Source organism: Paenimyroides baculatum, assembly GCF_008629655.1.
Classification (GTDB): domain Bacteria; phylum Bacteroidota; class Bacteroidia; order Flavobacteriales; family Flavobacteriaceae; genus Flavobacterium; species Flavobacterium baculatum.
The window spans coordinates 140,425-162,065 of the sequence record NZ_VWSG01000001.1 but is presented as its reverse complement, the minus strand read 5'-3'; the positions used below and the strand labels follow the sequence as shown (position 1 = coordinate 162,065).

Below are 21,641 nucleotides of genomic sequence, written 5' to 3'. Positions count from 1 at the left end.
AGAAAAATGAATCAATCAGAAAAAAGCTTATACAATCCCGGATTACACAAACTGCTTACTCTACAGGTTAAAGACGAAATGCTTTTAACTTCGCTTGAAAACTTTCAGGAATTTTCTAAAAATCTTATTAACGATTTTAATTTGGAAATTGTAGGTATATCGCATCACTCATTTGATTCAAGCGGATACACAATGGCTTTTTGCTTAAAAGAATCGCACATCTGCATACATACCTGGCCGGAATTTGAGCAATTAACGCTTGACATCTATCTATGCAATTACTTAAAAGACAATACACAAAAAGTAGAAGCTTTAAGTACTGCCTACAAACAATTTTTTAATGCCGAAGTGTTAAATGAAACAAATGTGTACCGCTAATGAATGCAAAATATCAATGTGCAAACTGCCACAGTGTTACCGAAATTGCTTACACTAAATTAAAGCCGCAAACTTTTGCGTGCCCAGTTTGTTCGTCCATATCTAAAATCAACGAAACCTCAACGGAATATGCTGGTAAAATAACGGGCTCTTTTAAAGATGTATACGCGTCGTTAAATGAAACGGTTACTTATAACGGACGAACGTATTACATTGTAGGTATATCGACCAAACAAGAAAAAGGAAGTTATGTTTCGTGGAACGAATATATTTTAGCCGACAAAAACGGTGATCTAATATTTTTATCGCACGGAAGCGATTTTAATTCGTTCTTAACAGAGATTCCTATTACCACAGAACTGACAGAGCAAGCAAAATTAGGCGGAACCATAAAGTATAAAGGATCTGGATATGATTTTGAATTTGCACAGTACGCATTACCTGTTGCGGCACACGGTGTTTTCTTTAATAACATTTTAGAAGAATCGTACAACAGAACGTTTCAGCACAATTATAATCAAAGTCAGTTTTTATCGGTTGAAAAATATGGCGATGTTACCGAAGTTTTTTTTGGCGAATATTTAAACAAAACAAGTTTTAGAAAACTATTTATAAAAGAACGCGAAAGCATCTACAAAAACAACAATGTATTAAAAAATCTGGTGTTGTTTTTTGCTTTGATTTCTTTAGTGATCGGTGGTTTGCATTATGCTTTAAATTACAACAATGTAGATATGGTTACTTATACCAACAGTATTATTAAGGCAAATTCTACAAGTAATCAGTTTATAAGTCCGCCTTTTGATGTTAAGGGTCATGATAAAAAGATTAAACTTTCATTTGTATCAGAAGTTACAGATCCGGACATTGCTTTAAATGTATCATTGGTTAACGAAAAAACAAACGCTACGCATTTAACCGAAACTTTTAAACATTTCAATAATTCACAAAATTACGCATCGGGTAACGAAGTAACTTTTTGCGGTGTAGATAAAGGCTCGTATCATTTGGCTTTTCATTATACTGCAAACATTAATAAGCCAGAAAATTCGTATGATGTTGATTACAAAATAACTGTTGGTGGCGTTAGTCAGGTTTGGCTGTATATTTCTATTATAATTACTTTAACCGCTGCCTTTTTTTACTATTACACGATTATTAACAGAAACCATACAAACGAATTACAAGATTTTAAAAACGTTTACAAATACAAAAATTACGAACCTTTAAAATATGCAGGAATAATTTTAGGATTATACATTTTTGGAAATTATATGTTTATATCGAACTTAACCTGCAATTCATCAAAAGTTAATACCGAATTAGAAAATGCCAACTACACGGGCAACAGAGTACATTATATAGCCAGAACCTATTCATCATCGGGAGCTTCCCATAAATAAACTATTATGCAACAAATTTTAAACGGAATAACAAATTCGGCAATCTATTCAATATTGGGAATAATAATTTTACTGATTGCTTATTTAATTGTTGAAAAACTAACTCCGGAAAATTCTTGGAAAGAAATAGTAGAAAATAAAAACATTGCACTTGCCATTGTTTTTGCAGGATTTATCATTGGAATATCTATGATAATTAGCGCTGCGCTACATGGATAAAAACAAACGTTTTCAACTTTTTCTACTGGTCGCAGTTTTTATAGTATCAACCTGCGGTTTGGTTTATGAATTGGTTGCGGGTGCTTTAGCCAGTTATTTACTGGGCGATTCGGTAAAACAGTTTTCTTTTATTATTGGCACCTATTTGTTTTCAATGGGTGTAGGATCTTTTTTGGCAAAATACATCAAAAGAAATTTAATTGATCGTTTTATAGAAATTGAACTTTTAATAGGTATAATCGGCGGATTAAGTTCTGTTGTATTGTTTGTGCTTTTCCAAAGAATATCGCATTTTCAGTTTATACTTTACTTCAGTGTGTTTTTAACCGGATGTTTATCGGGAATGGAAATTCCTATTTTAATGAATATATTAAAAAACCGCGTAACCTTTCGCGAACTGGTTTCAGACGTTTTTACGTTTGATTATATCGGTGCGCTGATTGCTTCGGTTTTATTTCCAACTTTATTGATTCCTTATCTAGGTGTTATGGGAACATCATTAGTCTTCGGAATTATCAATATTTTGGTGGGAATATCGCTCTGTATCTTTTTAAGAAAAGAAATTTTCAACTTGCGAAGCCTGCAAATAAAGGCTTTTTTAAGTTTGGCTTTACTGGTTACTGCTTTTGTATATTCAAACGATTTGCTGAAATATACCGAAAACAACCTGTATCAAAACAATATTATCTACAAACAAAGTACACCTTACCAACGAATTATTTTAACCGAAAGTGCGGGCGAATATCAGTTGTTTTTGAACAACAATTTACAGTTTAATACCAAAGACGAGTATCGTTACCACGAAGTGTTGGTGCATCCGGCAATGGCTGCGGCACCAGCAATATCAAACGTTTTGGTATTAGGCGGTGGCGATGGTTTGGCTGTTCGCGAAATTTTAAAGTATAAAGACGTTAAAAAAATAACGCTAGTTGATTTAGATGAAGGAATGACCAATCTATTCAAAACAAACGAAATACTGCGCAAGCACAACCACAATTCGTTAAACAGCCCAAAAGTTACCATTCATAATACCGATGCGTTTATCTGGTTACAGCAAAACAAAGAGAAGTACGATGTTGTGATTATCGATTTTCCAGATCCGTCTAATTACAGTTTAGGTAAATTATACACCACCTATTTTTATAAAACGCTGTATGAAAGTATGCAGCCCAACGCGGTAGTTACCGTTCAAACCACTTCGCCTTATTATGCGCCAAAATCGTATTGGTGTGTACATGAAACAATAGGTTCGGTGTATCCGAATATTAACGGATATCACACCTATGTACCGTCTTTTGGTGAATGGGGCTTTGCTATTTTTTCTCCGAATAATCTGGTTCGATTGAATAAAGTGTACCGCAAGCTGAACAATTTAAAGTTTTACAATTATAATTTAGACGAGTTTAGTAAGTTTTCTGAAGATATGAAAGCAGAAAATATTGAAATTAATCGTTTAGATAACCAATCTTTAGTTCGATATTTTGATGAAGAGTGGAGCAAAATTTAATTGGACACGTCGTAATTTTTTAAAAACAGGATTACTGGCATTGGTTGCAATTCCTTTAGTGCAATCGTGCAAAAAAACGGTCGAGAAACTGATTTTCAAGATCACGGGAACCAATCACATTCTGGGGCATCGTTTGCGTACCGGTGATTTTCCAAAACCTTCAAAAACAATCAATGAAAATATCGTGATTATTGGCGGTGGAATCTCCGGATTATCTGCTGCACGCTGGCTTTCTAAAAACAATATTACCGATTTTAAACTTATTGAAATGGAAACCGAATTAGGCGGAAATTCATTAGGTAAACAAAATCAATACAGCAAATATCCTGTTGCGGCACATTATCTGCCACTGCCCAATCATTCAAACAAAAATTTGATTGATTTTTTACATGAAAGCGACATCATTACCAATTTTTCAGAAGATGGAATTCCTGTTTATGATGAATCGCAATTATGTTTTACTCCGCATGATCGCTTGTTCATTCATAATTATTGGCAGGAAGGAATCATTCAGAATTACGGACTTTCGGAAGAAGATCACCAATCTTTTAAAATGTTCGATGAAAAAATGCAGTTTTATAAAGATACTAAAGGAAAAGACGGCGCATTTGCGTTTGATATTCCGTTGAATTTATCATCAAAAGATGAAGAATTCACAAAATTGGATCAGTTAACATTTAAAGATTGGCTACTTGCGAACAATTTGAACAATGCTGAACTTTTTACTTATCTGAATTATTGCTGTAAAGACGATTACGGAATTGGCATTGATAAAGTTTCGGCTTGGGCAGGTATTCATTATTTTTGTTCAAGAAAAAACACGCAAAACGAAGTGTTAACCTGGCCAGAAGGAAACTATTTCATTGCAAAGAAATTTCTTCCCTACACAGAAAATAAAACACATAAAAACGTGTTGGTATATTCTGTAAAGACTACTGAAAACAAAGTCGAATTATTTGTTTATGACGATCGATTAAAAACATCAACCAAAATAATTGCCAATAAAGTTATTTTGGCAACACCGCAGTTTGTAAACAAATATATTTTAGAAAACAGAAACGAAATTTCTAAAAAGTTTGAATACGCGCCGTGGATTACTGCAACACTAGCCTTAAACAAGTTTCCTATTGGCGAAGGAGCTCCGCTTTCTTGGGACAACGTTATACACAACGGTTTTGGCTTGGGTTATATTTACAACCAGCACCAAATGCTTAACCAATATCAAACGCCTTTTTCAATAACATATTATGCTGCTTTGTGTACCGATGATTTAAAATCAGAACGAAAAAGATTACTTTCTAATACCGATGATTATTGGAAAAAAGTTGTTTTAAGCGATTTAGAAAAAGCACATTACAATATATCAACCGAAGTAATTTCGTTGGAACTCCACAAAAAAGGACACGGAATGATTAGTCCGTTTCCAAATTTTATTTTTTCAGAAGAAATAAAAAAGGCAGCACATCCAATTGAAAACAAAATCTACTTTGCTCATTCAGATTTAAGCGGAATATCTATTTTTGAAGAAGCTTTTTACCAAGGCATTAAAGCCGCTAAAGAACTAATGCATGATACAGCCCTGGATTCATAAAAAACAAACCGATATTGTTTTTATTTTACTGCCTCCGTTTTTCATTGCATTAATTGTATTGCTTTTTAATGAGAAATTAGCAGTAATTCAAGACAATTATTCGTTCTTAACATGGCTTGTATTCATTGTTTTTATTGATGTTGCACACGTTTACGCATCGTTTTTTAAAACGTATCTTAACAAAACCGAAGTATCCAAACACATGAAACTTTTTACAATTACGCCTTGTATTTGCCTTTTGTTAAGCATGGCTGCTTTTATTGTTAGTAAAGAATTTTTCTGGAGTGTTCTGGCTTATATTGCCGTGTTTCATTTTATACGACAACAGTATGGTTTTATGAGATTGTACAGTAAAAATGAACCTAAAAACAAATTTAAACTGCTGTTTGATAAAATTGTTATTTATAATGCAACCGTTTTCCCCATGTTGTTTTGGTTTTTAAATCCCGATCGAAATTTTAACTGGTTTGTAAGCAATGAATTTTTGCAGAGCAATCAACCGCAGATAATCAACATATTGTTCATTTGTTTTGTAATTATTTTTATTGCTTATTTGGTTTCGTTGATATATGATTTCGTTAAAACAAAACAACTTAACATTCCCAAAAACCTACTTATTTTAGGCACTTACATTTCTTGGTATTTAGGAATTGTGCATTACAACAACGAACTTATTTTTACTGCTTTTAATGTGGTTTCACACGGCATTCCTTATATGGCTTTGGTTTATTTTAAAGAAATCAAACCCAATAAAAAGGGAAGTTTCTACCTGCCTCTTTTTCAAACAAAATATTTAGTGGTTATATTTCTGCTGATTTTATTAGGGTTGGCATTTTTAGAAGAATTAATTTGGGAACTAACTGTTTGGGAAGAACATTTTCACTTTCCGAAATTCTACATATCGGATAACTTGCATTTTATATGGATTCCTCTTTTAACACTACCTCAATTAACCCATTATGTTTTAGACGGATTCATCTGGAAATCCAAAAAATAATTTCTTAATCTAGGTTAACGGTTATCTGTATTTACTACTCTAAATTTGTATTATCAAACTTAAAAAAGTAAATAATGAAAAAGATAGCCCTATTTTTTGTTGCAACGTTATTCTCTGTAGCATCATTTGCACAGACAAAATATAATGTAGATTCGTACCATTCGTTCTTAAACTTTTCGGTTGGTCACATGGGAATCTCGTTTGTAGATGGTAAAATGGACAAGTACCAAGGTTCGTTAGAATTAACGAATGAAGATATTACTTCTGCAAAATTTAACTTTACTATTGATGCAAATTCAATAAATACAGGAATCGATGCGCGTGACAACCATTTACGCTCAGCTGATTTTTTTGACACTGCAAAGTATAACGACATTAAATTTGTTTCTACATCTATTAAAAAAGATGGTAAAAACTACAAGTTAAACGGAAACTTAACGATTAAAGATGTTACCAAACCGGTTACTTTTACATTGGTTTACGGAGGTTTATTGAAAGACGACGGACAAGGTAATCAAAAAGTAGGTTTTCAGGCTACTACAACAATCGACAGAACAGCATTTAACATAAACTATGACCCAACTGGTATGGGTATTGCAAAAGACGTAAAATTCATTGTTAATTTAGAATTTACAAAAGCAAAATAATTTTTTCATAATAAGTAAGTTAACAACAAACAACCGAAAAACGCATCAATTTCTTGATGCGTTTTTTATTTGGATATTATATTATATTATATTATATTATACTTGTTAAATATTAACTTAAATATTTAACAAGTATGAAAAAATCATTTTTAATTATGTGCAGTTTATTACTGTCTAACTTCTTTATTTCTTGTTCAAATGAAGACAACGCTTCAAATATTGATGAAGAAAAAGTTCAATTTGTATTACAATCAAAAAGTACAGAGGTTACAAAAGCTGCTTATCAATTATTAACCCCTGAAGAAAAATATTTTATGTGGGATGAGAGAATAGATTATATTTTAGCACATGAAGATTTAACCGTTCAACAAGTAAATTTCATAAATGAACTTAAATCAGATTTAAACAGCTCTTCTTTTCAAGAAAACTCTTCCGAAAATCAAGTTTTGAAAACTAAGTATGATAATACTAAAATTTCTGTTTTTGAGCCAATTCAAGCATATTATTATTTTGGAACATTAACCAACATGGCTGCAAAAGGAACTTGGTCGTCTATAGCAGATGGGGGACAACAAGGTAAATTAGATTTTTATTATAGTTCTATAGGTTTGGTATCTGGCTCTTTGAAAAGTTGTAATTGTAACGGTGACTCTATGTTTGATGTTGATTGTTCAGTAACATGTTCGTCAAGTACTAGTACAAATAGTGGTTGCGGTTTTTTATGGTGGTGGCCTTGTGAATACAGAGAAAAATAGTAAATAAATTAAATAATTCACATGACTTTTTTTAAAATCATTTTAATATCGTTTGCAATTATTAGTATTTTTAGTTGTACTAAAAACAAAGAAAGTGTTTTATTGCTAAAAGAAGTTGATTTAGGAACTGTATCATCAAATGATACAGTTCATTCTAATATAGAAATTACAAATTTGATGAAAGAAAACTTAATTATAAAAAAAGCTTCATCAAGTTGTGGATGTACTTCAATTACTATTAAGGACAGTATTGTTAAACCAAATAGTAAAACACGTTTAGATTTTGATTTTATTGCAGACTTTAATGGAGATAAAGGACATACATCAAAAGCAATTGTTTTAGAAACAAATAGTCCACAACGTTTTCATGAGATTATTATTAATGCTAAAGTTGAATGAAGAAATTCTCAAAAATCCAATTTATACTATTAAATATCATTGTATTAACTATGATGATTGTTTCTGGAGCATTTTTAATTAAAATAATACAGTTATTTTTAACAAATTTGTTTCTCTTATTTTCATCACTTTATTTATTAAGTAAATCACCATTTTCAAAACAAATAACTCTATTAATTATCTTCGTACCCATATTATTGTTATATGGTGGAGGATATATTTACGACCTAATTTACGATGAAGGATTTACTGGAGAGCCATTTTTTTGGGGTTATCTATTAATTGCGATATTAATTTATTTAATTTCAATTAACCGCATTTCCAAAAAGAACGCAATTTATTTCTTTATACCTTTTTGTTTCGTCTTAACGGCATATGTATGGTATAATTCAGTTGAAAATGAAAAAGAGAAAATCGAATTAACTCAAATGGTAAATGCTAGATTCATTGATAAAATAGGAAATAAATATTCTTTAAACTCATTTAAAGGGAAATTAATTTTATTTGAATTTTGGACAACCTCTTGTGCTAATTGTCCTGAAAGCATTGCTAAATTCCATGAGCTAGCAGAGCAGTATAGATCAGATAAAAATGTTGATTTTAGAGTGGTTAATATTAATTTAGGTAAGCGACACAATGAAAATATATTTGAGCAGATAGAATCAGAAATTAAGTTGAAAAGATTATATACGAATGAAGAAATTTTCAAACAACTAAACTTTAATGCAGCACCTACAATTTTAGTTTTAGATCAGCAAGGTAAAATTGTCTACTTTGGTTATCCAAATTTTAACAGACTAACTCAAAATTACTTACCAAATATTATTGAAAAAGAGTTAGCTAAAATGTAATAAAAAACGCTTTCGAATTGAAAGCGTTTTTTTATTAGCTAAAAATCAAAATCTTTTTAATCATTCAATTTTAAAACAGCCATAAATGCTTCTTGAGGAATCTCAACATTACCTACCTGACGCATGCGTTTTTTACCTTTTTTCTGTTTCTCTAATAACTTACGTTTACGAGAAATATCTCCACCGTAACATTTTGCAGTAACGTCTTTACGCAACGCTTTAATGGTTTCACGCGCAATTACCTTTGCACCAATTGCTGCCTGAATAGGAATATCGAACTGTTGTCTTGGTATTAATTCTTTTAACTTTTCGCACATTTTTTTACCAATGTGGTACGCACTGCTTTCGTGAATTAACGCCGAAAGCGCATCAACCGGTTGTGCGTTCAATAAAACATCTAAACGAACCAATTTTGACGCTCGTAAACCAATTGGATGGTAATCAAAAGAAGCATATCCTTTAGAAACGGTTTTTAAACGATCGTAAAAATCAAAAACGATTTCTGCCAAAGGCATATCAAAATTTAATTCAACACGACTTTCAGTTAAATATGTTTGATTGGTAATAACTCCACGTTTCTCAATACAAAGACTCATTACGTTTCCAACAAAATCTGATTTTGTAATAATGGTTGCTTTAATATAAGGTTCTTCTACACGGTCTAATTTCGATGGTTCCGGTAAATCAGAAGGGTTATTAACAACTAAAGGCGTATCAGGTTCTTTTTTAGTATAAGCCAAGTACGAAACGTTGGGAACCGTTGTAATTACGGTCATATTAAACTCCCGTTCTAAACGTTCCTGGATAATTTCCATGTGCAGCATTCCCAAGAATCCACAACGGAAACCAAAACCTAAAGCCGCCGAACTTTCTGCCTGAAAAACCAACGAAGCATCGTTCAACTGTAATTTTTCCATCGATGCACGTAGATCTTCATAATCTTCCGTGTCAACTGGATAAATTCCGGCAAAAACCATTGGTTTTACATCTTCGAAACCAGAAATCATGTTGGTTGTAGGAACAGCAGCATCGGTAATTGTATCACCTACTTTTACTTCTTTTGCTTCTTTAATTCCCGAAATCAAATAACCAACATCACCTGCCGAAATCACGTTTTTAGGCACTTGATTTAATTTCAAAGTACCAACCTCATCCGCATAATATTCATTCCCGGTAGCCATAAATTTGATCTTCTGACCTTTTTTAATTTGTCCGTTCAATACACGGAAAATAACTTCAATTCCACGGAAAGGATTGTAGTGCGAATCAAAAATCAAGGCCTGTAAAGGCTCTTCTACATTACCTTTTGGTGCAGGAATTTTATCTATAATGGCAGCCAAAATATTTTCGACACCAAAGCCAGTTTTACCAGATGCGTGAATAATGTCTTCTAACTTGCAACCCAATAAATCAATGATGTCATCGCTTACTTCTTCAGGATTTGCAGAAGGTAAATCAACTTTATTCAACACCGGAATAATCTCTAAATCATTCTCTAACGCCAAATAAAGGTTCGAAATTGTCTGTGCCTGAATACTTTGTGCCGCATCAACAATCAACAAAGCACCTTCACAGGCAGCGATTGATCGAGAAACTTCGTACGAAAAATCTACGTGTCCCGGAGTATCAATCAAATTCAAGATATAATCTTCGCCTTTGTATTTATATTCCATTTGAATGGCGTGACTTTTAATTGTGATACCACGTTCTCTTTCAAGATCCATATTATCAAGCAATTGCGCTTTTTCTTCGCGAGCTGTCACAGTTTGTGTGGCACCCAATAATCGATCCGCCAAGGTACTTTTACCGTGGTCAATATGGGCTATAATACAGAAGTTTCTAATATTTTTCATTGATGTAAATTGTAAAAAATAAATTGTTCTTTGGGCGTGCCTCTCGTCGTTCCTCCTTCGTCGGGCTATGCGCTTCAAGTCCTCATTCTTGCGGGCTTTTCGCTTCTATCCCTCACGCAGTTTCCAAAGGCTACAAAGTGCAAATATAGTTTATTTTTTTGGTAGATTTTTAAAAATAAAAACGCCCCGAAAAATCGGAGCGTTTTTGTTATGATTTCACCACTATGGGATTCTGGAGTATCTTATTTATCGGACATTTCTGCGCAATTACGTGTAATCGTTGCGTTAGTTCTTCGGTTAAATTACCTGTAAACGAAACCTTCTTTGTAAAAATGGTGGTTCCCGGAGTTGTTTCGGTATCAATTTCTACATCTACAAAAACATCTTCTAACGACCATTTGCTTCGGTTAGCGTACATTTTCACGGTCATTGCAACACAACCTGCCAAAGCTGCGGCAAGTAATTCTTTTGGTTTCGGACCCAGATTTTGACCACCTTCGTCGATTGGCATATCGGTTATAAATTCTGAAGTTGCTGAAGTAACAACCGTTTTATAATTTTCTGCGCCAATCTTTGCTGTAACTTTTTCCATTGTTAACTTTTCTTAAACGAATCTACAGGTAACGGAACAAAATCGGTTTCGCCAGGAACTTTCGGAAATTCATGTGCCTGCCATTTTAGTTTGGCTTCTTCAATTGTTTCACGAGACGATGATACAAAATTCCAATAAATAAAGCGTTCTTCAGGAAAAGGTTCTCCCCCGAACAAATAAACGGTTGAACCTGCCGATATTTCAAATTCGCACAAATGGGCATCTTTTGTAATTAAAATCTGCTTTTCTCCAAATTCTGTATCTTGGTGCTTAATGCTTCCTTCTAAAATATACAATCCACTTTCGCCATACAGTCGGTCTTTCAAATGAACAGTTTGGGTTTCGTTAGCTTTAATTTCAATCATATACAGCCTACTGTACACAGGAACTCCCGATTTTTTATCTTCAAACTCGCCCGCAATCAGTTTAAAATCTAAATTATCTTCTTGCCAAACCGGTAAATCCTTTGCTTCAATATGTACAAAATTCGGTTCCATATTTTCCAAATGCTTAGGCAAAGCAATCCAAATTTGTAAACCATGCATGGTTTTATCAACCGTTCTTAAATAATCGGGCGTTCTTTCAGAATGAACCACACCTTTTCCGGCAGTCATCCAATTTACAGCTCCAGGTTTAATAACAATATCGTTACCCAAACTGTCTTTATGTGCTACGGCACCTTCAAACAAAAAAGTCAAAGTTGATAAACCAATGTGCGGATGCGGGCTCACATCTAAATTTTCGTCTGCTGTCATGTGTGCCGGTCCCATGTGATCGATAAAAACAAACGGGCCGATATTGCGTTTCTGTCTAAAAGGCAACAACCTACCTACCAAAAAATTACCGATATCGGCAGCTTTTTCCTCAAAAATAAAATCTATATTCGACATAAGTTTCACTAATTAATGTTTCTAAAGATATAAAAAACATCAGGAAACATCGTTAATTTACATTAAGTTTAAAATTACGAAATATGACTGAATTTGAAAAATATATACAGCGATACTTAAATTTGATTCCTTCTGAAAACTGGTTAGAAGAAATGAAAATCGTGTGTAACCAAACATTAGAAATTTATCAATCATTAACCGAAGAACAAAGCAATTTTGCTTATGCGGAAGGAAAATGGACATTGAAAACTTTATTGGAGCATTTAACCGATGTAGAGAAAATATTTCATTACAGAGCATTACGTTTTGCAAGGAAAGATCAAACTGAACTCGTTGGTTTTGATGAAGAAAATTATGCTGAAAACGGGACAGCAAATCAACAAGAATTATCTACACTTATTGAGGAATTTCATTTAAACAGATTGCTTTCTCTTGTCTTTTTTAGTAAGCTGACTTCAGAACAATTAGCACAAAAAGGAAAAGCAAATAGCAATGAATTATCGGTAGAAACCATTGGAAAGCTCATTGTAGGTCACAATATTCATCATTTAAACATTATTAAAGAACGCTATTTGCCCCATTTAAAGTTTTAGTTTGGAAGAAAATCGAATTTCTCTCTTTAAAAATAATAGATTAATTTTGCATAAAATTTCATTGAATGATTAAAATAGGAAAAATAGAATTACCCGAACATCCGCTTTTACTGGCACCTATGGAAGATGTGAGTGATCCGCCATTTCGCCGTTTGTGCAAAATGCACGGTGCCGATATGATGTATTCTGAATTTATTTCGTCGGAAGGGTTGATTCGCGATGCAATGAAAAGCAAAATGAAATTGGATATTTTTGATTACGAACGTCCGGTTGGTATTCAGATTTTTGGTGGCGATGAGGAAGCCATGCAGCTTTCGGCAAAAATTGTGGAAACTGTTCAGCCCGATTTGGTTGATATTAATTTTGGATGTCCCGTTAAAAAAGTGGTCTGTAAAGGTGCCGGTGCCGGAGTTTTAAAAGATGTTGATTTAATGATTCGTTTGACAAAAGCGGTTATCAGCGGAACAAGTTTACCCGTGACGGTAAAAACGCGTTTGGGTTGGGACGATGAATCGATTAATATTGATGAAGTTGCCGAACGTTTACAGGATGTCGGTGTACAGGCACTGACCATTCATGCACGTACGCGTGCACAGATGTACAAAGGGCACAGCGATTGGACGCACATAGAACGTATTCATAACAATCCGCGTATTAAAATTCCAATTTTCGGAAATGGAGATATCGATTCACCTCAAAAAGCAAAAGAATACAAGGAACGTTTTGGTTTAGACGGAATGATGATTGGGCGCGCTGCGATTGGTTACCCTTGGATTTTTAATGAAATTAAACATTACCTAAATACGGGTGAAATTTTGGCTCCGCCTACAATGAAAGATCGATTGGAAGCTGCAAAAAATCATTTGATCTGGTCTATGGAATGGAAAGGCGAACGTTTGGGAATTGTAGAAATGCGCAGACATTATACCAATTATTTCAAAGGAATTCACGGTTTTAAGGCACATCGTCAGCGATTGGTTACAGAAGATGATCCCAACCAACTTTTACGTATCTTTGATGAAATCGAAGATTTTTATAAAGATTACGTGATTGAACAATTATAAAAGGAACTTGAACCTTAAAGGTTCAAGTTTTTATTTTCCCACATTTTAATATTATTTCCACATGAATTATCATTCAAAATCAACCAATATATTACTGAATTTAGGCATAGATGAGTTAAACGAAATGCAGCTTGCAGCGAACGAAACGATCTTAAATAAAAACGAAACTTTATTATTATCGCCTACAGGTTCGGGAAAAACACTGGCGTTTTTGTACCCGCTTTATCAGTTGATCGATCCGGATGCTAAAGGAATTCAAGCATTGATTTTAGTTCCATCAAGAGAATTAGGCTTGCAGATTGAACAGGTTTGGAAAAAAATGGGCACTAATTATAAAGTCAACATTTGTTATGGCGGACATAATATTGATACCGAAATAAAAAATCTGTCATCGCCACCTAGTGTTTTAATTGGAACTCCCGGAAGAATCATGGATCACATGGAAAGAGAGTCAATTGATCCTGAAACTATTAAAACATTGATTTTAGATGAATTCGACAAATCGCTACAATTGGGCTTTCACGAACAAATGTCGTTCATTATTTCTCGTTTAAAGAATGTTGACAAACGCGTTTTGGTATCGGCAACCAATGCCATCGAAATTCCAAAATACACCAAAATATCAAAACCAACTACTTTAAATTTCATTTCTAAAACCGAAGAAAATTTCTCTTTATTAGAAGTTAAAAAAGTAATTTCCGAAGAAAAAGATAAGTTAAACACACTCTTTCACCTGATTTGTAATTTAAATTCCGCAGCTGGAATTATTTTCTGTAATCACAGAGATGCCGTTGAACGTATATCGAACACTTTAAACGACCGAGGAATTGTTGCAACGTATTACCACGGAGGAATGGATCAGGACGAACGTGAGCGTGGATTGATTCAGTTTAGAAACGGTAGTGTACCTTATTTAATCACGACCGATTTGGCTGCACGCGGATTGGATATTCCGGATATTAAACACGTAATTCACTATCATTTACCGTTTAAAGAAGAAGAATTTACCCACAGAAACGGTAGAACTGCTCGTATGAAAAGCGAAGGAACGGCGTATTTGATCATCCATGAGGACGAAAAAAAGATGGATTATATTGATTATGGAATGCCTGTTTTTAAATTGGATAAATCAGCTCCTACTCCAAAACAACCGATGTTTGAAACTTTATATATCAGTGGTGGCAAGAAAAACAAACTGAATAAAATTGATATTGTCGGATTTCTATCTCAAAAAGGAAATTTAGAAAAAGGTGATTTAGGATTGATTGAAGTAAAAGATTTTATATCATTCGCAGCTGTAAAACGATCTAAAATCCAACAATTATTAAAAGATATACAAGATCAGAAAATGAAGGGTAAAAAATATAAAATTGCCATAGCAAGATCTGTTCAAAGTAAAGAAGAATAAAAAAAGCATCTCAATTGAGATGCTTTTTGTTATTTAATAGTGCTCATCATGTAAGCTTCCAATGATTTTATTTCTTCATCGCTCATGGTTTTAAGAATGGCAAAATTGGTTTCCATAACGTTGTATTGTGAAGGATCTACAATAGGATCGGCTTTTTTACGTAAAAATGCCACCATGTCGCCGTTTTGTTCTTTGTAAATTTTGGCAATATCTTTTACACTTGGACCAATTACTTTTTTATCTACTTTATGACATGAAAAACAAGCTGCCTTGTTACTTTCAAACAACTCTTTTCCATCTGCAACCAACTGATCTTCGGGACTTAATTTTTCTGCAACATTTTCAGGATACAGTGCTTCTTTTTTATCTTCTTTCTTTCCGCAGGAAACAAACGTAGCAACAGATAACACCCCAATAAATAAAAGATTTTTCATGATTGAAATTTTATGCAAAAATACGGCATCGCCAAAAAGTGTGAACATTTTATTTGTTACAATTTTGTGAAAAGATGCTATTTAGAACTGTTCAATAAAATAGCAGCTTCTTTAGCAAAATACGTCGATATTAAACTTGCTCCGGCACGTTTAATACACATTAATTGTTCCATCATAATTTTATCGTGATCCAGCCAACCTTTTTCGGCAGCGGCTTTAATCATGGCATATTCGCCGGAAACATGAAAAACAGTTACGGGAATATTTACAGCATTTTTAACTTCGCGAACAATATCCAAGTAAGCAATTCCGGGTTTAACCATAACCATATCGGCACCTTCTTCGGCATCCCAAACAGCTTCCTTAATAGCTTCAATTCGGTTTGCGTAATCCATTTGATATGTTTTTTTATCTTTTGGTACTTCGACTGGCTCAGCAACCACTCTTTCATTTTCTTTTGGAGCTGAATCTAAAGCATCTCGAAACGGTCCGTAAAATGCCGATGCATATTTAGCCGAATAGCTCATAATTCCCACATTTGTAAATCCGGCAGCGTCTAATCCTTGACGCAAACGCAACACACGACCATCCATCATATCGCTTGGTGCAACAAAATCGGCTCCGGCTTCTGCATGCGAAACCGCCATTTTTACTAAAGCTTCAACAGTTGAATCGTTTTCTATATCGCCGTTTTTTATAATCCCATCGTGACCATAAATTGAATACGGATCTAAAGCTACATCTGGCATTACAATCATTTCTGGACACGCATTTTTAATAGCTTTAATTGCCTGCTGCATTAATCCGTTTGGGTTCCATGCTTCTTTGCCGGTATTGTCTTTCAAAGATTCATCGACCTTTACATAAATATTCACGGCACGAATTCCCAATGTAAAAAGTTCTTTTACTTCTTCTACCGTTAAATCGATTGATCTGCGGAAAATTCCAGGCATCGACGGTATTTCAACATTTACATTTTCGCCTTCGGCAATGAACATCGGAAACATAAAATCGCTCGGACTTAATGTTGTTTCGCTTACTAAACTTCTTATAGATTGGTTTTTTCTTAATCGTCTACCTCTGTGTAATGGAAACATAATTTATTCTTTTTAAAACCCAATTCTGCGGGTTACTTCATTATATAATTTTTTAAACTTTTTTGGCGGATCAAACCTGTAACCTACTGCCAGTTTAACATCGGCAAACGAATCGTAGAACTCATTTTTTCCTTCCTCTTGAAAAAAGCTGTTGCTGTTAACGCCCAAATAGGTAAAAAACGAATCGGCATTGTATCCCAACTTAATGTTTGTAGAAACTTCGTACAAGGGCGTTACGTCTTTATCTGCAATGTTTATCCCCGCACCCACCAGCAAACCTGCCGAAACCAAAAACTTTTGACTGATGACCCAATTGTAATGATACGACGGAGCTAACGAAAAAGTGTACATGTCGACATGCACATGATCTGGTGTGTCTTTAGACGTTAAATTGGTGTAGTAAACCGAAAAATTGGGTACAAAACTACCGGCACTTTTTAGCTGCCACTGATTTTGGTTGAATATGGTTTTGTACGAAAATTTATCGTTGAATACATACGATGTGGTTCCGCCCAGTTTTGTGGATCGAAATCTTGGAAGATAAAATCGTTGCAAATGATCAAAATCGATAAAAAAACCTTTTTGATTGATAAATGTTACCGATTGATACCATTTTTTGTAATTGAACCTAAAACCTAGATTAAAATTATTCGATTCTAATTTTGATCCATCGTTTTTTAGGAAATTCGGCGTAAATCCGACCGAAACATCGATCATTTTATAACTTAAACCGGCAACCAGCCGTTGTTGTGTGTTGGGAATAAATTCGGCTTTGTATGAATCTGCACCGTCTTCATAAGTCATAAAAAAAGTGTTGGAACTGTTTTGATAGGTAATGCTTCCAACCATTTTTTCATTGTACGAAACCATGTAAGGTTGCAAAGTGTCTTGTTGAGCACAAACACGATTACAACAAAGGCAGATGACACAAAACAGAATTAGTTTACCCATTGGCGCGGTTTGGTTAACACGTTGATTAATTTTTCTTCTTCTGAACCAACTTCGGGCTTATGATCGTAAACCCATTGAACATGTGGTGGCAAACTCATTAAAATACTTTCTATTCTGCCGTTGGTTTTTAGTCCGAACAATGTTCCTTTATCGTGCACCAAATTAAATTCCACGTAACGTCCTCGACGAATTTCCTGCCAAGTTCTGTTCTCATCGGTGTAAGGTAATTCTTTTCTTTTATTTACAATTGGCACATACGCCTGCGTAAAACTGTTGCCGACTTCGGTTACGAAATTATACCAATCTTCCATTGATTGATTTTCGGTTGCCTTGCAATAATCAAAAAACAACCCACCAATTCCGCGTGCTTCATTTCGGTGCGAATTCCAAAAATAATCATCACACTGTTGTTTGTATTTAGTATAAAATTCGGGATTATGCTTATCACAAGCCGTTTTACAGGTTTGATGAAAATGTTCGGCATCTTCCTCAAACAAGTAATAGGGCGTTAAATCTTGTCCGCCACCAAACCAACTGTTAATTACTTTCCGTGAACCTGTACTGAGCTCTGTCGAAGTATCGTACATTTCAAAATAGCGCCAGTTTGCATGAACCGTAGGAACCATAGGACTTTTAGGATGAATGACCATACTTAATCCGCAGGCAAAAAAATCGGCTTCGCCTACATTGAACATTTTTTGCATACTTTCTGGCAATTTGCCGTGAACCGCCGAAATATTTACACCGCCTTTTTCAAAAACAGTTCCGTTTTCTATTACTCTGGTTCTTCCGCCACCGCCTTCAGGTCGTTCCCAAAGGTCTTCACGAAATTTTGCAATACCATCGGCATCCTCTAAAGCTTTACAAATTTGATCTTGCAGATTTTGAATGTAGGTATAAAATTTATCTTTCATGGTTTGTAGTGTTTAGTTTTTTGTTGTTGGTTTTTAGCTAAAGTTTCCAATCTTATTCATAATTTCATTTAGGGAAATAATAAAAAAACCAAGTAAACAAGCATTAAAAGACCTATTATTAAACATGGTATAGTTATAAAATCTGTATCGGTATCATATTTCACTTTACAAACTTTATTAGTTATGACCATTATTAAAAAAGAAATTGGTAATAATAATACTGTGATAAGTATTACTCCCATGTAAACAATCATTGAACCGCAATTGTCAGGGTTAATATTAAACCAATAGTATATTGCAAAACAAATCCATAACAACAAAATTGTTAAAATAGGGTAATTATATTTATTACGAACTTTAAGCATTATAACTTTCCAATCTTATTCATAATTTCAAACGAGAACATTTTACTTTCGTTTTGTATGAATTGATACAAATGTTTTGCACGTTCTTTTATCAGTTGATTCGGCTGTTTTGTATCTAAACCAACTAAAATATCAGCCAATTTTTCCATGTGTTCCCAAGGAAACTGCAAATCGATCAATTGCTGAAAAAACAAGTTTTCTTCTTTTTCTAAAATATCACTTTTAGAAAATCCTGTTTCTTCTAAAGTAGTCCAAAATACGGCTTCGTTCCAATTTTCTGGCACAAACGTAATACCCGAAAGCTTTTGCAGTATGGAATTTAAACGTTGTTCAGTTTCGTCTTTTTTACTTGTAAGCATTATTATAGTTTTTAGATTTGAGTTTTTAGTTTAAAGTTGACGCTATTTTCTGAATTAAAGCAAATAACATCTTTCTAATTTCCGTTAGTTCTTCATTTAAATTCAAATAATCTTCCTCTGAAATAAAATTTAAGTCTTTAGATAATAAAAAAAGATAATCTAGCTCTGTAGCAGATCCAGAAGAAATATTTAAGAACCTAATAAATTCTTTCTGTCCGTTTCTGCCGCACCCTTCTGCAATATTTGTAGGAATTGATAAGGCTGCACGATTGATTTGAGAAGTTAAATTATATTGTTCGTTATTTGGAAAATTATTTGTAAAAGCATACGTTTTTAAAACCAACTTATGTGATTTTTGCCAAACCATATATTTTTTATAATCATACATAACTAAAAACTTACAACTATTAACTAAAAACTATTTGTTATATTCCTTAACCGCATCAATAAATGCTTTAGCGTGATCTACCGGAATATTTGGCAAAATACCGTGACCTAAATTTACAATGTATTTGTCTTTACCGAATTCATCAATCATTTCATGAACCATTTTTTTGATAGTCGGAATTGGAGAAAGCAATCTTGACGGATCAAAATTTCCTTGCAACGTAATGTTTCCGCCTGATAAATAACGTGCATTTGTAGCTGAACACGTCCAATCTACACCTAAAGCAGATGCTTTACTTTTCCCCATTTGATTCAAAGCAAACCAACATCCTTTTCCAAAAACAATTACTTTCGCCATTTCTGCTAAAGCTTCAACAATCTGGTTGATGTATTGCCAAGAAAATTCGTTATAATCTGTCGGAGAAAGCATTCCGCCCCACGAATCAAAAATTTGGATAGCGTTACAACCTGCTTTCACTTTTTCCTTTAAATAAAGAATGGTTGTATCGGTAATTTTTTGTAGTAAAGTGTGTGCTGCAACCGGATTTGAGAAGCAGAAACCTTTTGCGGTATCAAAACTTTTAGATCCTTTTCCTTCCACCACATAACAGAAAATCGTCCACGGAGAGCCCGCAAAACCAATCAAAGGAACCTCATCGTTCAACATTTCTTTGGTCAGTTTAATGGCGTTCATCACGTAGCCCAATGTTTCTTCGATGTTTGGAACGATCACCTGATTTACCTGTTCCATTGTTCGGATTGGATTTGGAATCTGCGGACCTAAATTGTCTTTTAATTCCACATGAATTCCCATTGCGCGCGGAATCACCAAAATATCCGAAAATAAAATGGCTGCATCGGGTTTTACAATTCTAATTGGTTGAACTGTAATTTCGGCTGCTAGTTCTGGAGTTTCACAACGGGTAAAAAAGTCGTATTTGTCGCGTAATGCTCTAAATTCCGGCAAATATCTTCCTGCCTGACGCATCATCCAAACTGGTGGACGTTCAACTGATTCTCCGTTTAATGCTTTTAAAAATAAATCGTTTTTTATCATTTTATTAGTTTTTAGTTTGTGCTGAAATCGCAAAACTTATTTTTTATAATAGTTGATGCACTGAATAATTACATTTTCTACCGTTTGCTTATTTGCAATTACAATATTATTCGTAATTCCTTTTAAAGCCGCAGCAGTCGTAGTACCAATACAGAAACAGGTTTGATTTTCTATTGAATTTTGTTGCAGATAACTTTGAATTCCCGATGGACTAAAAAACAACAATGCATCGGTTTCTGTTTTAATTTCTATTGAATTTGATGCGTTTTGATACACCGTGTATTCTTCAAAAGAAATATTTGCTTTCTTTATAGCATCGGGCAAAACATTTCGTCTTAAATTTCCAGCGAAAAAAGTTATTTGTTCCGATTGATATTTCTGTTGAATTATCGGAGCTAAATCGTCTGCATATTCTTGAACTTCTAGGACCTTAAAACCATTTTCCTGCAACAATTGTTTGGTTTTTGATCCTACACAAACTGCGGGAATTTGTTTTAAAGTTTCGATATTCTCATTCAGCATCAGGCTTTTCACAGCATTTTGAGATGTAAACAGTAATAAAGTCGGAATATTTTTTAACTGAAAAGGAACGAATGTAATTTTGATAAAATCTGCTTCAATAACCGAAAAACCTGCATTTAGCAAAAATTGTTTTTGATTGCTATTAAGTTTTTTCGTTGATAAAACACAGATTCTGGTTTTCATTTTTTGTTTGTTATTTGATATCATTCCGAGGAACGAGGAATCTTTAACAGAGATTCTTCACTACATTTCATTTCGTTCAGAATGACAAACTTTTAAGTACAAATATACTTTATAGTCAAAATCGCGACATTCAAAATTTATCACCACAGATTTAATTATTTTTAGGATTAAGAAAATCGGTGTGAATTCTTTAATCCGTGGTTTCTTTATATTAAATTTCTCCTT

24 protein-coding genes are annotated in these 21,641 nt (G+C 33.8%); 13 read left to right on the top strand and 11 right to left on the bottom strand.

Annotated elements, in window-relative coordinates; genetic code table 11:
* Positions 1-6 precede the first annotated feature (6 nt).
* The 10 genes from F0460_RS00820 (at position 7) to F0460_RS00775 (ending at position 8,747) form a co-directional block, all read left to right on the top strand.
* Complete coding sequence (locus F0460_RS00820; RefSeq protein WP_150009419.1) at positions 7-378, top strand: S-adenosylmethionine decarboxylase family protein; 372 nt, start codon at positions 7-9, stop codon at positions 376-378.
* Positions 378-1,781 carry a DUF4178 domain-containing protein gene (locus F0460_RS00815; protein WP_150009418.1) on the top strand — a complete coding sequence of 468 codons (1,404 nt, stop codon included), beginning with the start codon at positions 378-380 and terminating at the stop codon, positions 1,779-1,781. The genes F0460_RS00820 and F0460_RS00815 overlap by 1 nt, the downstream gene beginning before the upstream one ends.
* A gap of 6 nt (positions 1,782-1,787) precedes the next feature.
* Positions 1,788-2,000 (top strand): DUF350 domain-containing protein, encoded by a 213-nt coding sequence (locus tag F0460_RS00810; RefSeq protein ID WP_129756691.1) that lies wholly within the window; start codon positions 1,788-1,790, stop codon positions 1,998-2,000.
* Positions 1,993-3,507, top strand: coding sequence for a polyamine aminopropyltransferase (locus F0460_RS00805; protein WP_150009417.1), 1,515 nt, complete (start codon positions 1,993-1,995; stop codon positions 3,505-3,507). Before F0460_RS00810 ends, F0460_RS00805 begins: the two co-directional genes overlap by 8 nt.
* Complete coding sequence (locus F0460_RS00800) at positions 3,485-5,098, top strand: NAD(P)-binding protein (protein WP_150009416.1); 1,614 nt, start codon at positions 3,485-3,487, stop codon at positions 5,096-5,098. Before F0460_RS00805 ends, F0460_RS00800 begins: the two co-directional genes overlap by 23 nt.
* Positions 5,076-6,095, top strand: coding sequence for a hypothetical protein (locus tag F0460_RS00795; RefSeq protein ID WP_150009415.1), 1,020 nt, complete (start codon positions 5,076-5,078; stop codon positions 6,093-6,095). Before F0460_RS00800 ends, F0460_RS00795 begins: the two co-directional genes overlap by 23 nt.
* 74 nt (positions 6,096-6,169) lie before the next feature.
* Positions 6,170-6,742, top strand: coding sequence for a YceI family protein (locus tag F0460_RS00790; protein WP_150009414.1), 573 nt, complete (start codon positions 6,170-6,172; stop codon positions 6,740-6,742).
* A gap of 134 nt (positions 6,743-6,876) precedes the next feature.
* Positions 6,877-7,497, top strand: a complete 621-nt coding sequence (locus F0460_RS00785) for a bacteriocin fulvocin C-related protein (RefSeq protein ID WP_150009413.1) — start codon at positions 6,877-6,879, stop codon at positions 7,495-7,497.
* A gap of 21 nt (positions 7,498-7,518) precedes the next feature.
* Entirely contained in the window at positions 7,519-7,896 is a 378-nt protein-coding gene (locus tag F0460_RS00780) for a DUF1573 domain-containing protein (RefSeq protein ID WP_150009412.1), read from the top strand.
* On the top strand, positions 7,893-8,747 hold the full coding sequence (locus F0460_RS00775; protein ID WP_150009411.1) for a TlpA family protein disulfide reductase: 855 nt from the start codon (positions 7,893-7,895) through the stop codon (positions 8,745-8,747). Before F0460_RS00780 ends, F0460_RS00775 begins: the two co-directional genes overlap by 4 nt.
* Before the next feature lie 56 nt (positions 8,748-8,803).
* Here the strand turns inward: F0460_RS00775 and lepA are convergent, their stop codons facing one another.
* The 3 genes from lepA to F0460_RS00760 all read right to left on the bottom strand — a co-directional run bounded on the left by lepA (position 8,804) and on the right by F0460_RS00760 (position 12,082).
* Positions 8,804-10,600, bottom strand: a complete 1,797-nt coding sequence (gene lepA, locus F0460_RS00770) for a translation elongation factor 4 (protein WP_150009410.1) — start codon at positions 10,598-10,600, stop codon at positions 8,804-8,806.
* 208 nt (positions 10,601-10,808) lie between these two features.
* Positions 10,809-11,192, bottom strand: coding sequence for an OsmC family protein (locus F0460_RS00765; RefSeq protein WP_150009409.1), 384 nt, complete (start codon positions 11,190-11,192; stop codon positions 10,809-10,811).
* Positions 11,193-11,194: 2 nt separating this feature from the next.
* Positions 11,195-12,082, bottom strand: coding sequence for a pirin family protein (locus F0460_RS00760; RefSeq protein ID WP_150009408.1), 888 nt, complete (start codon positions 12,080-12,082; stop codon positions 11,195-11,197).
* A gap of 83 nt (positions 12,083-12,165) precedes the next feature.
* Between F0460_RS00760 and F0460_RS00755 the strand changes: the two genes are divergently transcribed.
* The 3 genes from F0460_RS00755 (at position 12,166) to F0460_RS00745 (ending at position 15,147) form a co-directional block, all read left to right on the top strand.
* Positions 12,166-12,675, top strand: a complete 510-nt coding sequence (locus F0460_RS00755; protein WP_150009407.1) for a DinB family protein — start codon at positions 12,166-12,168, stop codon at positions 12,673-12,675.
* 65 nt (positions 12,676-12,740) lie between these two features.
* A complete protein-coding gene (gene dusB, locus F0460_RS00750) occupies positions 12,741-13,739 on the top strand; it encodes a tRNA dihydrouridine synthase DusB (RefSeq protein ID WP_150009406.1) in 999 nt (332 codons plus the stop codon).
* A gap of 61 nt (positions 13,740-13,800) precedes the next feature.
* Complete coding sequence (locus F0460_RS00745) at positions 13,801-15,147, top strand: DEAD/DEAH box helicase (protein ID WP_150009405.1); 1,347 nt, start codon at positions 13,801-13,803, stop codon at positions 15,145-15,147.
* A gap of 29 nt (positions 15,148-15,176) precedes the next feature.
* On the opposite strand, the gene F0460_RS00740 is transcribed toward F0460_RS00745, so the two are convergent.
* The 8 genes from F0460_RS00740 to F0460_RS00705 all read right to left on the bottom strand — a co-directional run bounded on the left by F0460_RS00740 (position 15,177) and on the right by F0460_RS00705 (position 21,416).
* Positions 15,177-15,581, bottom strand: coding sequence for a c-type cytochrome (locus tag F0460_RS00740; RefSeq protein WP_150009404.1), 405 nt, complete (start codon positions 15,579-15,581; stop codon positions 15,177-15,179).
* A 77-nt stretch (positions 15,582-15,658) separates the two neighbouring features.
* On the bottom strand, positions 15,659-16,678 hold the full coding sequence (gene hemB / locus F0460_RS00735; RefSeq protein ID WP_150009403.1) for a porphobilinogen synthase: 1,020 nt from the start codon (positions 16,676-16,678) through the stop codon (positions 15,659-15,661).
* Positions 16,679-16,690: 12 nt separating this feature from the next.
* On the bottom strand, positions 16,691-17,548 hold the full coding sequence (locus F0460_RS00730; protein WP_190304055.1) for a DUF4421 family protein: 858 nt from the start codon (positions 17,546-17,548) through the stop codon (positions 16,691-16,693).
* A gap of 68 nt (positions 17,549-17,616) precedes the next feature.
* Complete coding sequence (gene hemF / locus F0460_RS00725; protein ID WP_150009401.1) at positions 17,617-18,543, bottom strand: oxygen-dependent coproporphyrinogen oxidase; 927 nt, start codon at positions 18,541-18,543, stop codon at positions 17,617-17,619.
* A 364-nt stretch (positions 18,544-18,907) separates the two neighbouring features.
* Positions 18,908-19,267 (bottom strand): DUF2226 domain-containing protein, encoded by a 360-nt coding sequence (locus F0460_RS00720; protein ID WP_150009400.1) that lies wholly within the window; start codon positions 19,265-19,267, stop codon positions 18,908-18,910.
* 25 nt (positions 19,268-19,292) lie between these two features.
* Entirely contained in the window at positions 19,293-19,634 is a 342-nt protein-coding gene (locus F0460_RS00715) for a four helix bundle protein (protein WP_317132122.1), read from the bottom strand.
* A gap of 51 nt (positions 19,635-19,685) precedes the next feature.
* Positions 19,686-20,711 (bottom strand): uroporphyrinogen decarboxylase, encoded by a 1,026-nt coding sequence (gene hemE / locus F0460_RS00710; RefSeq protein WP_150009398.1) that lies wholly within the window; start codon positions 20,709-20,711, stop codon positions 19,686-19,688.
* 36 nt (positions 20,712-20,747) lie between these two features.
* Entirely contained in the window at positions 20,748-21,416 is a 669-nt protein-coding gene (locus tag F0460_RS00705; RefSeq protein WP_150009397.1) for a uroporphyrinogen-III synthase, read from the bottom strand.
* Positions 21,417-21,641: the final 225 nt, after the last annotated feature.

Excerpts from the sequence above, each read along its gene's own strand:
- F0460_RS00820 (WP_150009419.1), top strand. The coding sequence starts at position 7 with ATGAATCAATCAGAAAAAAGCTTATACAATCCCGGATTACACAAACTG.
- F0460_RS00815 (WP_150009418.1), top strand. The coding sequence starts at position 378 with ATGAATGCAAAATATCAATGTGCAAACTGCCACAGTGTTACCGAAATT.
- F0460_RS00810 (WP_129756691.1), top strand. The coding sequence starts at position 1,788 with ATGCAACAAATTTTAAACGGAATAACAAATTCGGCAATCTATTCAATA.
- F0460_RS00805 (WP_150009417.1), top strand. The coding sequence starts at position 1,993 with ATGGATAAAAACAAACGTTTTCAACTTTTTCTACTGGTCGCAGTTTTT.
- F0460_RS00800 (WP_150009416.1), top strand. The coding sequence starts at position 3,485 with ATGAAGAGTGGAGCAAAATTTAATTGGACACGTCGTAATTTTTTAAAA.
- F0460_RS00795 (WP_150009415.1), top strand. The coding sequence starts at position 5,076 with ATGATACAGCCCTGGATTCATAAAAAACAAACCGATATTGTTTTTATT.
- F0460_RS00790 (WP_150009414.1), top strand. The coding sequence starts at position 6,170 with ATGAAAAAGATAGCCCTATTTTTTGTTGCAACGTTATTCTCTGTAGCA.
- F0460_RS00785 (WP_150009413.1), top strand. The coding sequence starts at position 6,877 with ATGAAAAAATCATTTTTAATTATGTGCAGTTTATTACTGTCTAACTTC.
- F0460_RS00780 (WP_150009412.1), top strand. The coding sequence starts at position 7,519 with ATGACTTTTTTTAAAATCATTTTAATATCGTTTGCAATTATTAGTATT.
- F0460_RS00775 (WP_150009411.1), top strand. The coding sequence starts at position 7,893 with ATGAAGAAATTCTCAAAAATCCAATTTATACTATTAAATATCATTGTA.
- lepA (WP_150009410.1), bottom strand. The coding sequence starts at position 10,600 with ATGAAAAATATTAGAAACTTCTGTATTATAGCCCATATTGACCACGGT.
- F0460_RS00765 (WP_150009409.1), bottom strand. The coding sequence starts at position 11,192 with ATGGAAAAAGTTACAGCAAAGATTGGCGCAGAAAATTATAAAACGGTT.
- F0460_RS00760 (WP_150009408.1), bottom strand. The coding sequence starts at position 12,082 with ATGTCGAATATAGATTTTATTTTTGAGGAAAAAGCTGCCGATATCGGT.
- F0460_RS00755 (WP_150009407.1), top strand. The coding sequence starts at position 12,166 with ATGACTGAATTTGAAAAATATATACAGCGATACTTAAATTTGATTCCT.
- dusB (WP_150009406.1), top strand. The coding sequence starts at position 12,741 with ATGATTAAAATAGGAAAAATAGAATTACCCGAACATCCGCTTTTACTG.
- F0460_RS00745 (WP_150009405.1), top strand. The coding sequence starts at position 13,801 with ATGAATTATCATTCAAAATCAACCAATATATTACTGAATTTAGGCATA.
- F0460_RS00740 (WP_150009404.1), bottom strand. The coding sequence starts at position 15,581 with ATGAAAAATCTTTTATTTATTGGGGTGTTATCTGTTGCTACGTTTGTT.
- hemB (WP_150009403.1), bottom strand. The coding sequence starts at position 16,678 with ATGTTTCCATTACACAGAGGTAGACGATTAAGAAAAAACCAATCTATA.
- F0460_RS00730 (WP_190304055.1), bottom strand. The coding sequence starts at position 17,548 with ATGGTTTCGTACAATGAAAAAATGGTTGGAAGCATTACCTATCAAAAC.
- hemF (WP_150009401.1), bottom strand. The coding sequence starts at position 18,543 with ATGAAAGATAAATTTTATACCTACATTCAAAATCTGCAAGATCAAATT.
- F0460_RS00720 (WP_150009400.1), bottom strand. The coding sequence starts at position 19,267 with ATGCTTACAAGTAAAAAAGACGAAACTGAACAACGTTTAAATTCCATA.
- F0460_RS00715 (WP_317132122.1), bottom strand. The coding sequence starts at position 19,634 with ATGGTTTGGCAAAAATCACATAAGTTGGTTTTAAAAACGTATGCTTTT.
- hemE (WP_150009398.1), bottom strand. The coding sequence starts at position 20,711 with ATGATAAAAAACGATTTATTTTTAAAAGCATTAAACGGAGAATCAGTT.
- F0460_RS00705 (WP_150009397.1), bottom strand. The coding sequence starts at position 21,416 with ATGAAAACCAGAATCTGTGTTTTATCAACGAAAAAACTTAATAGCAAT.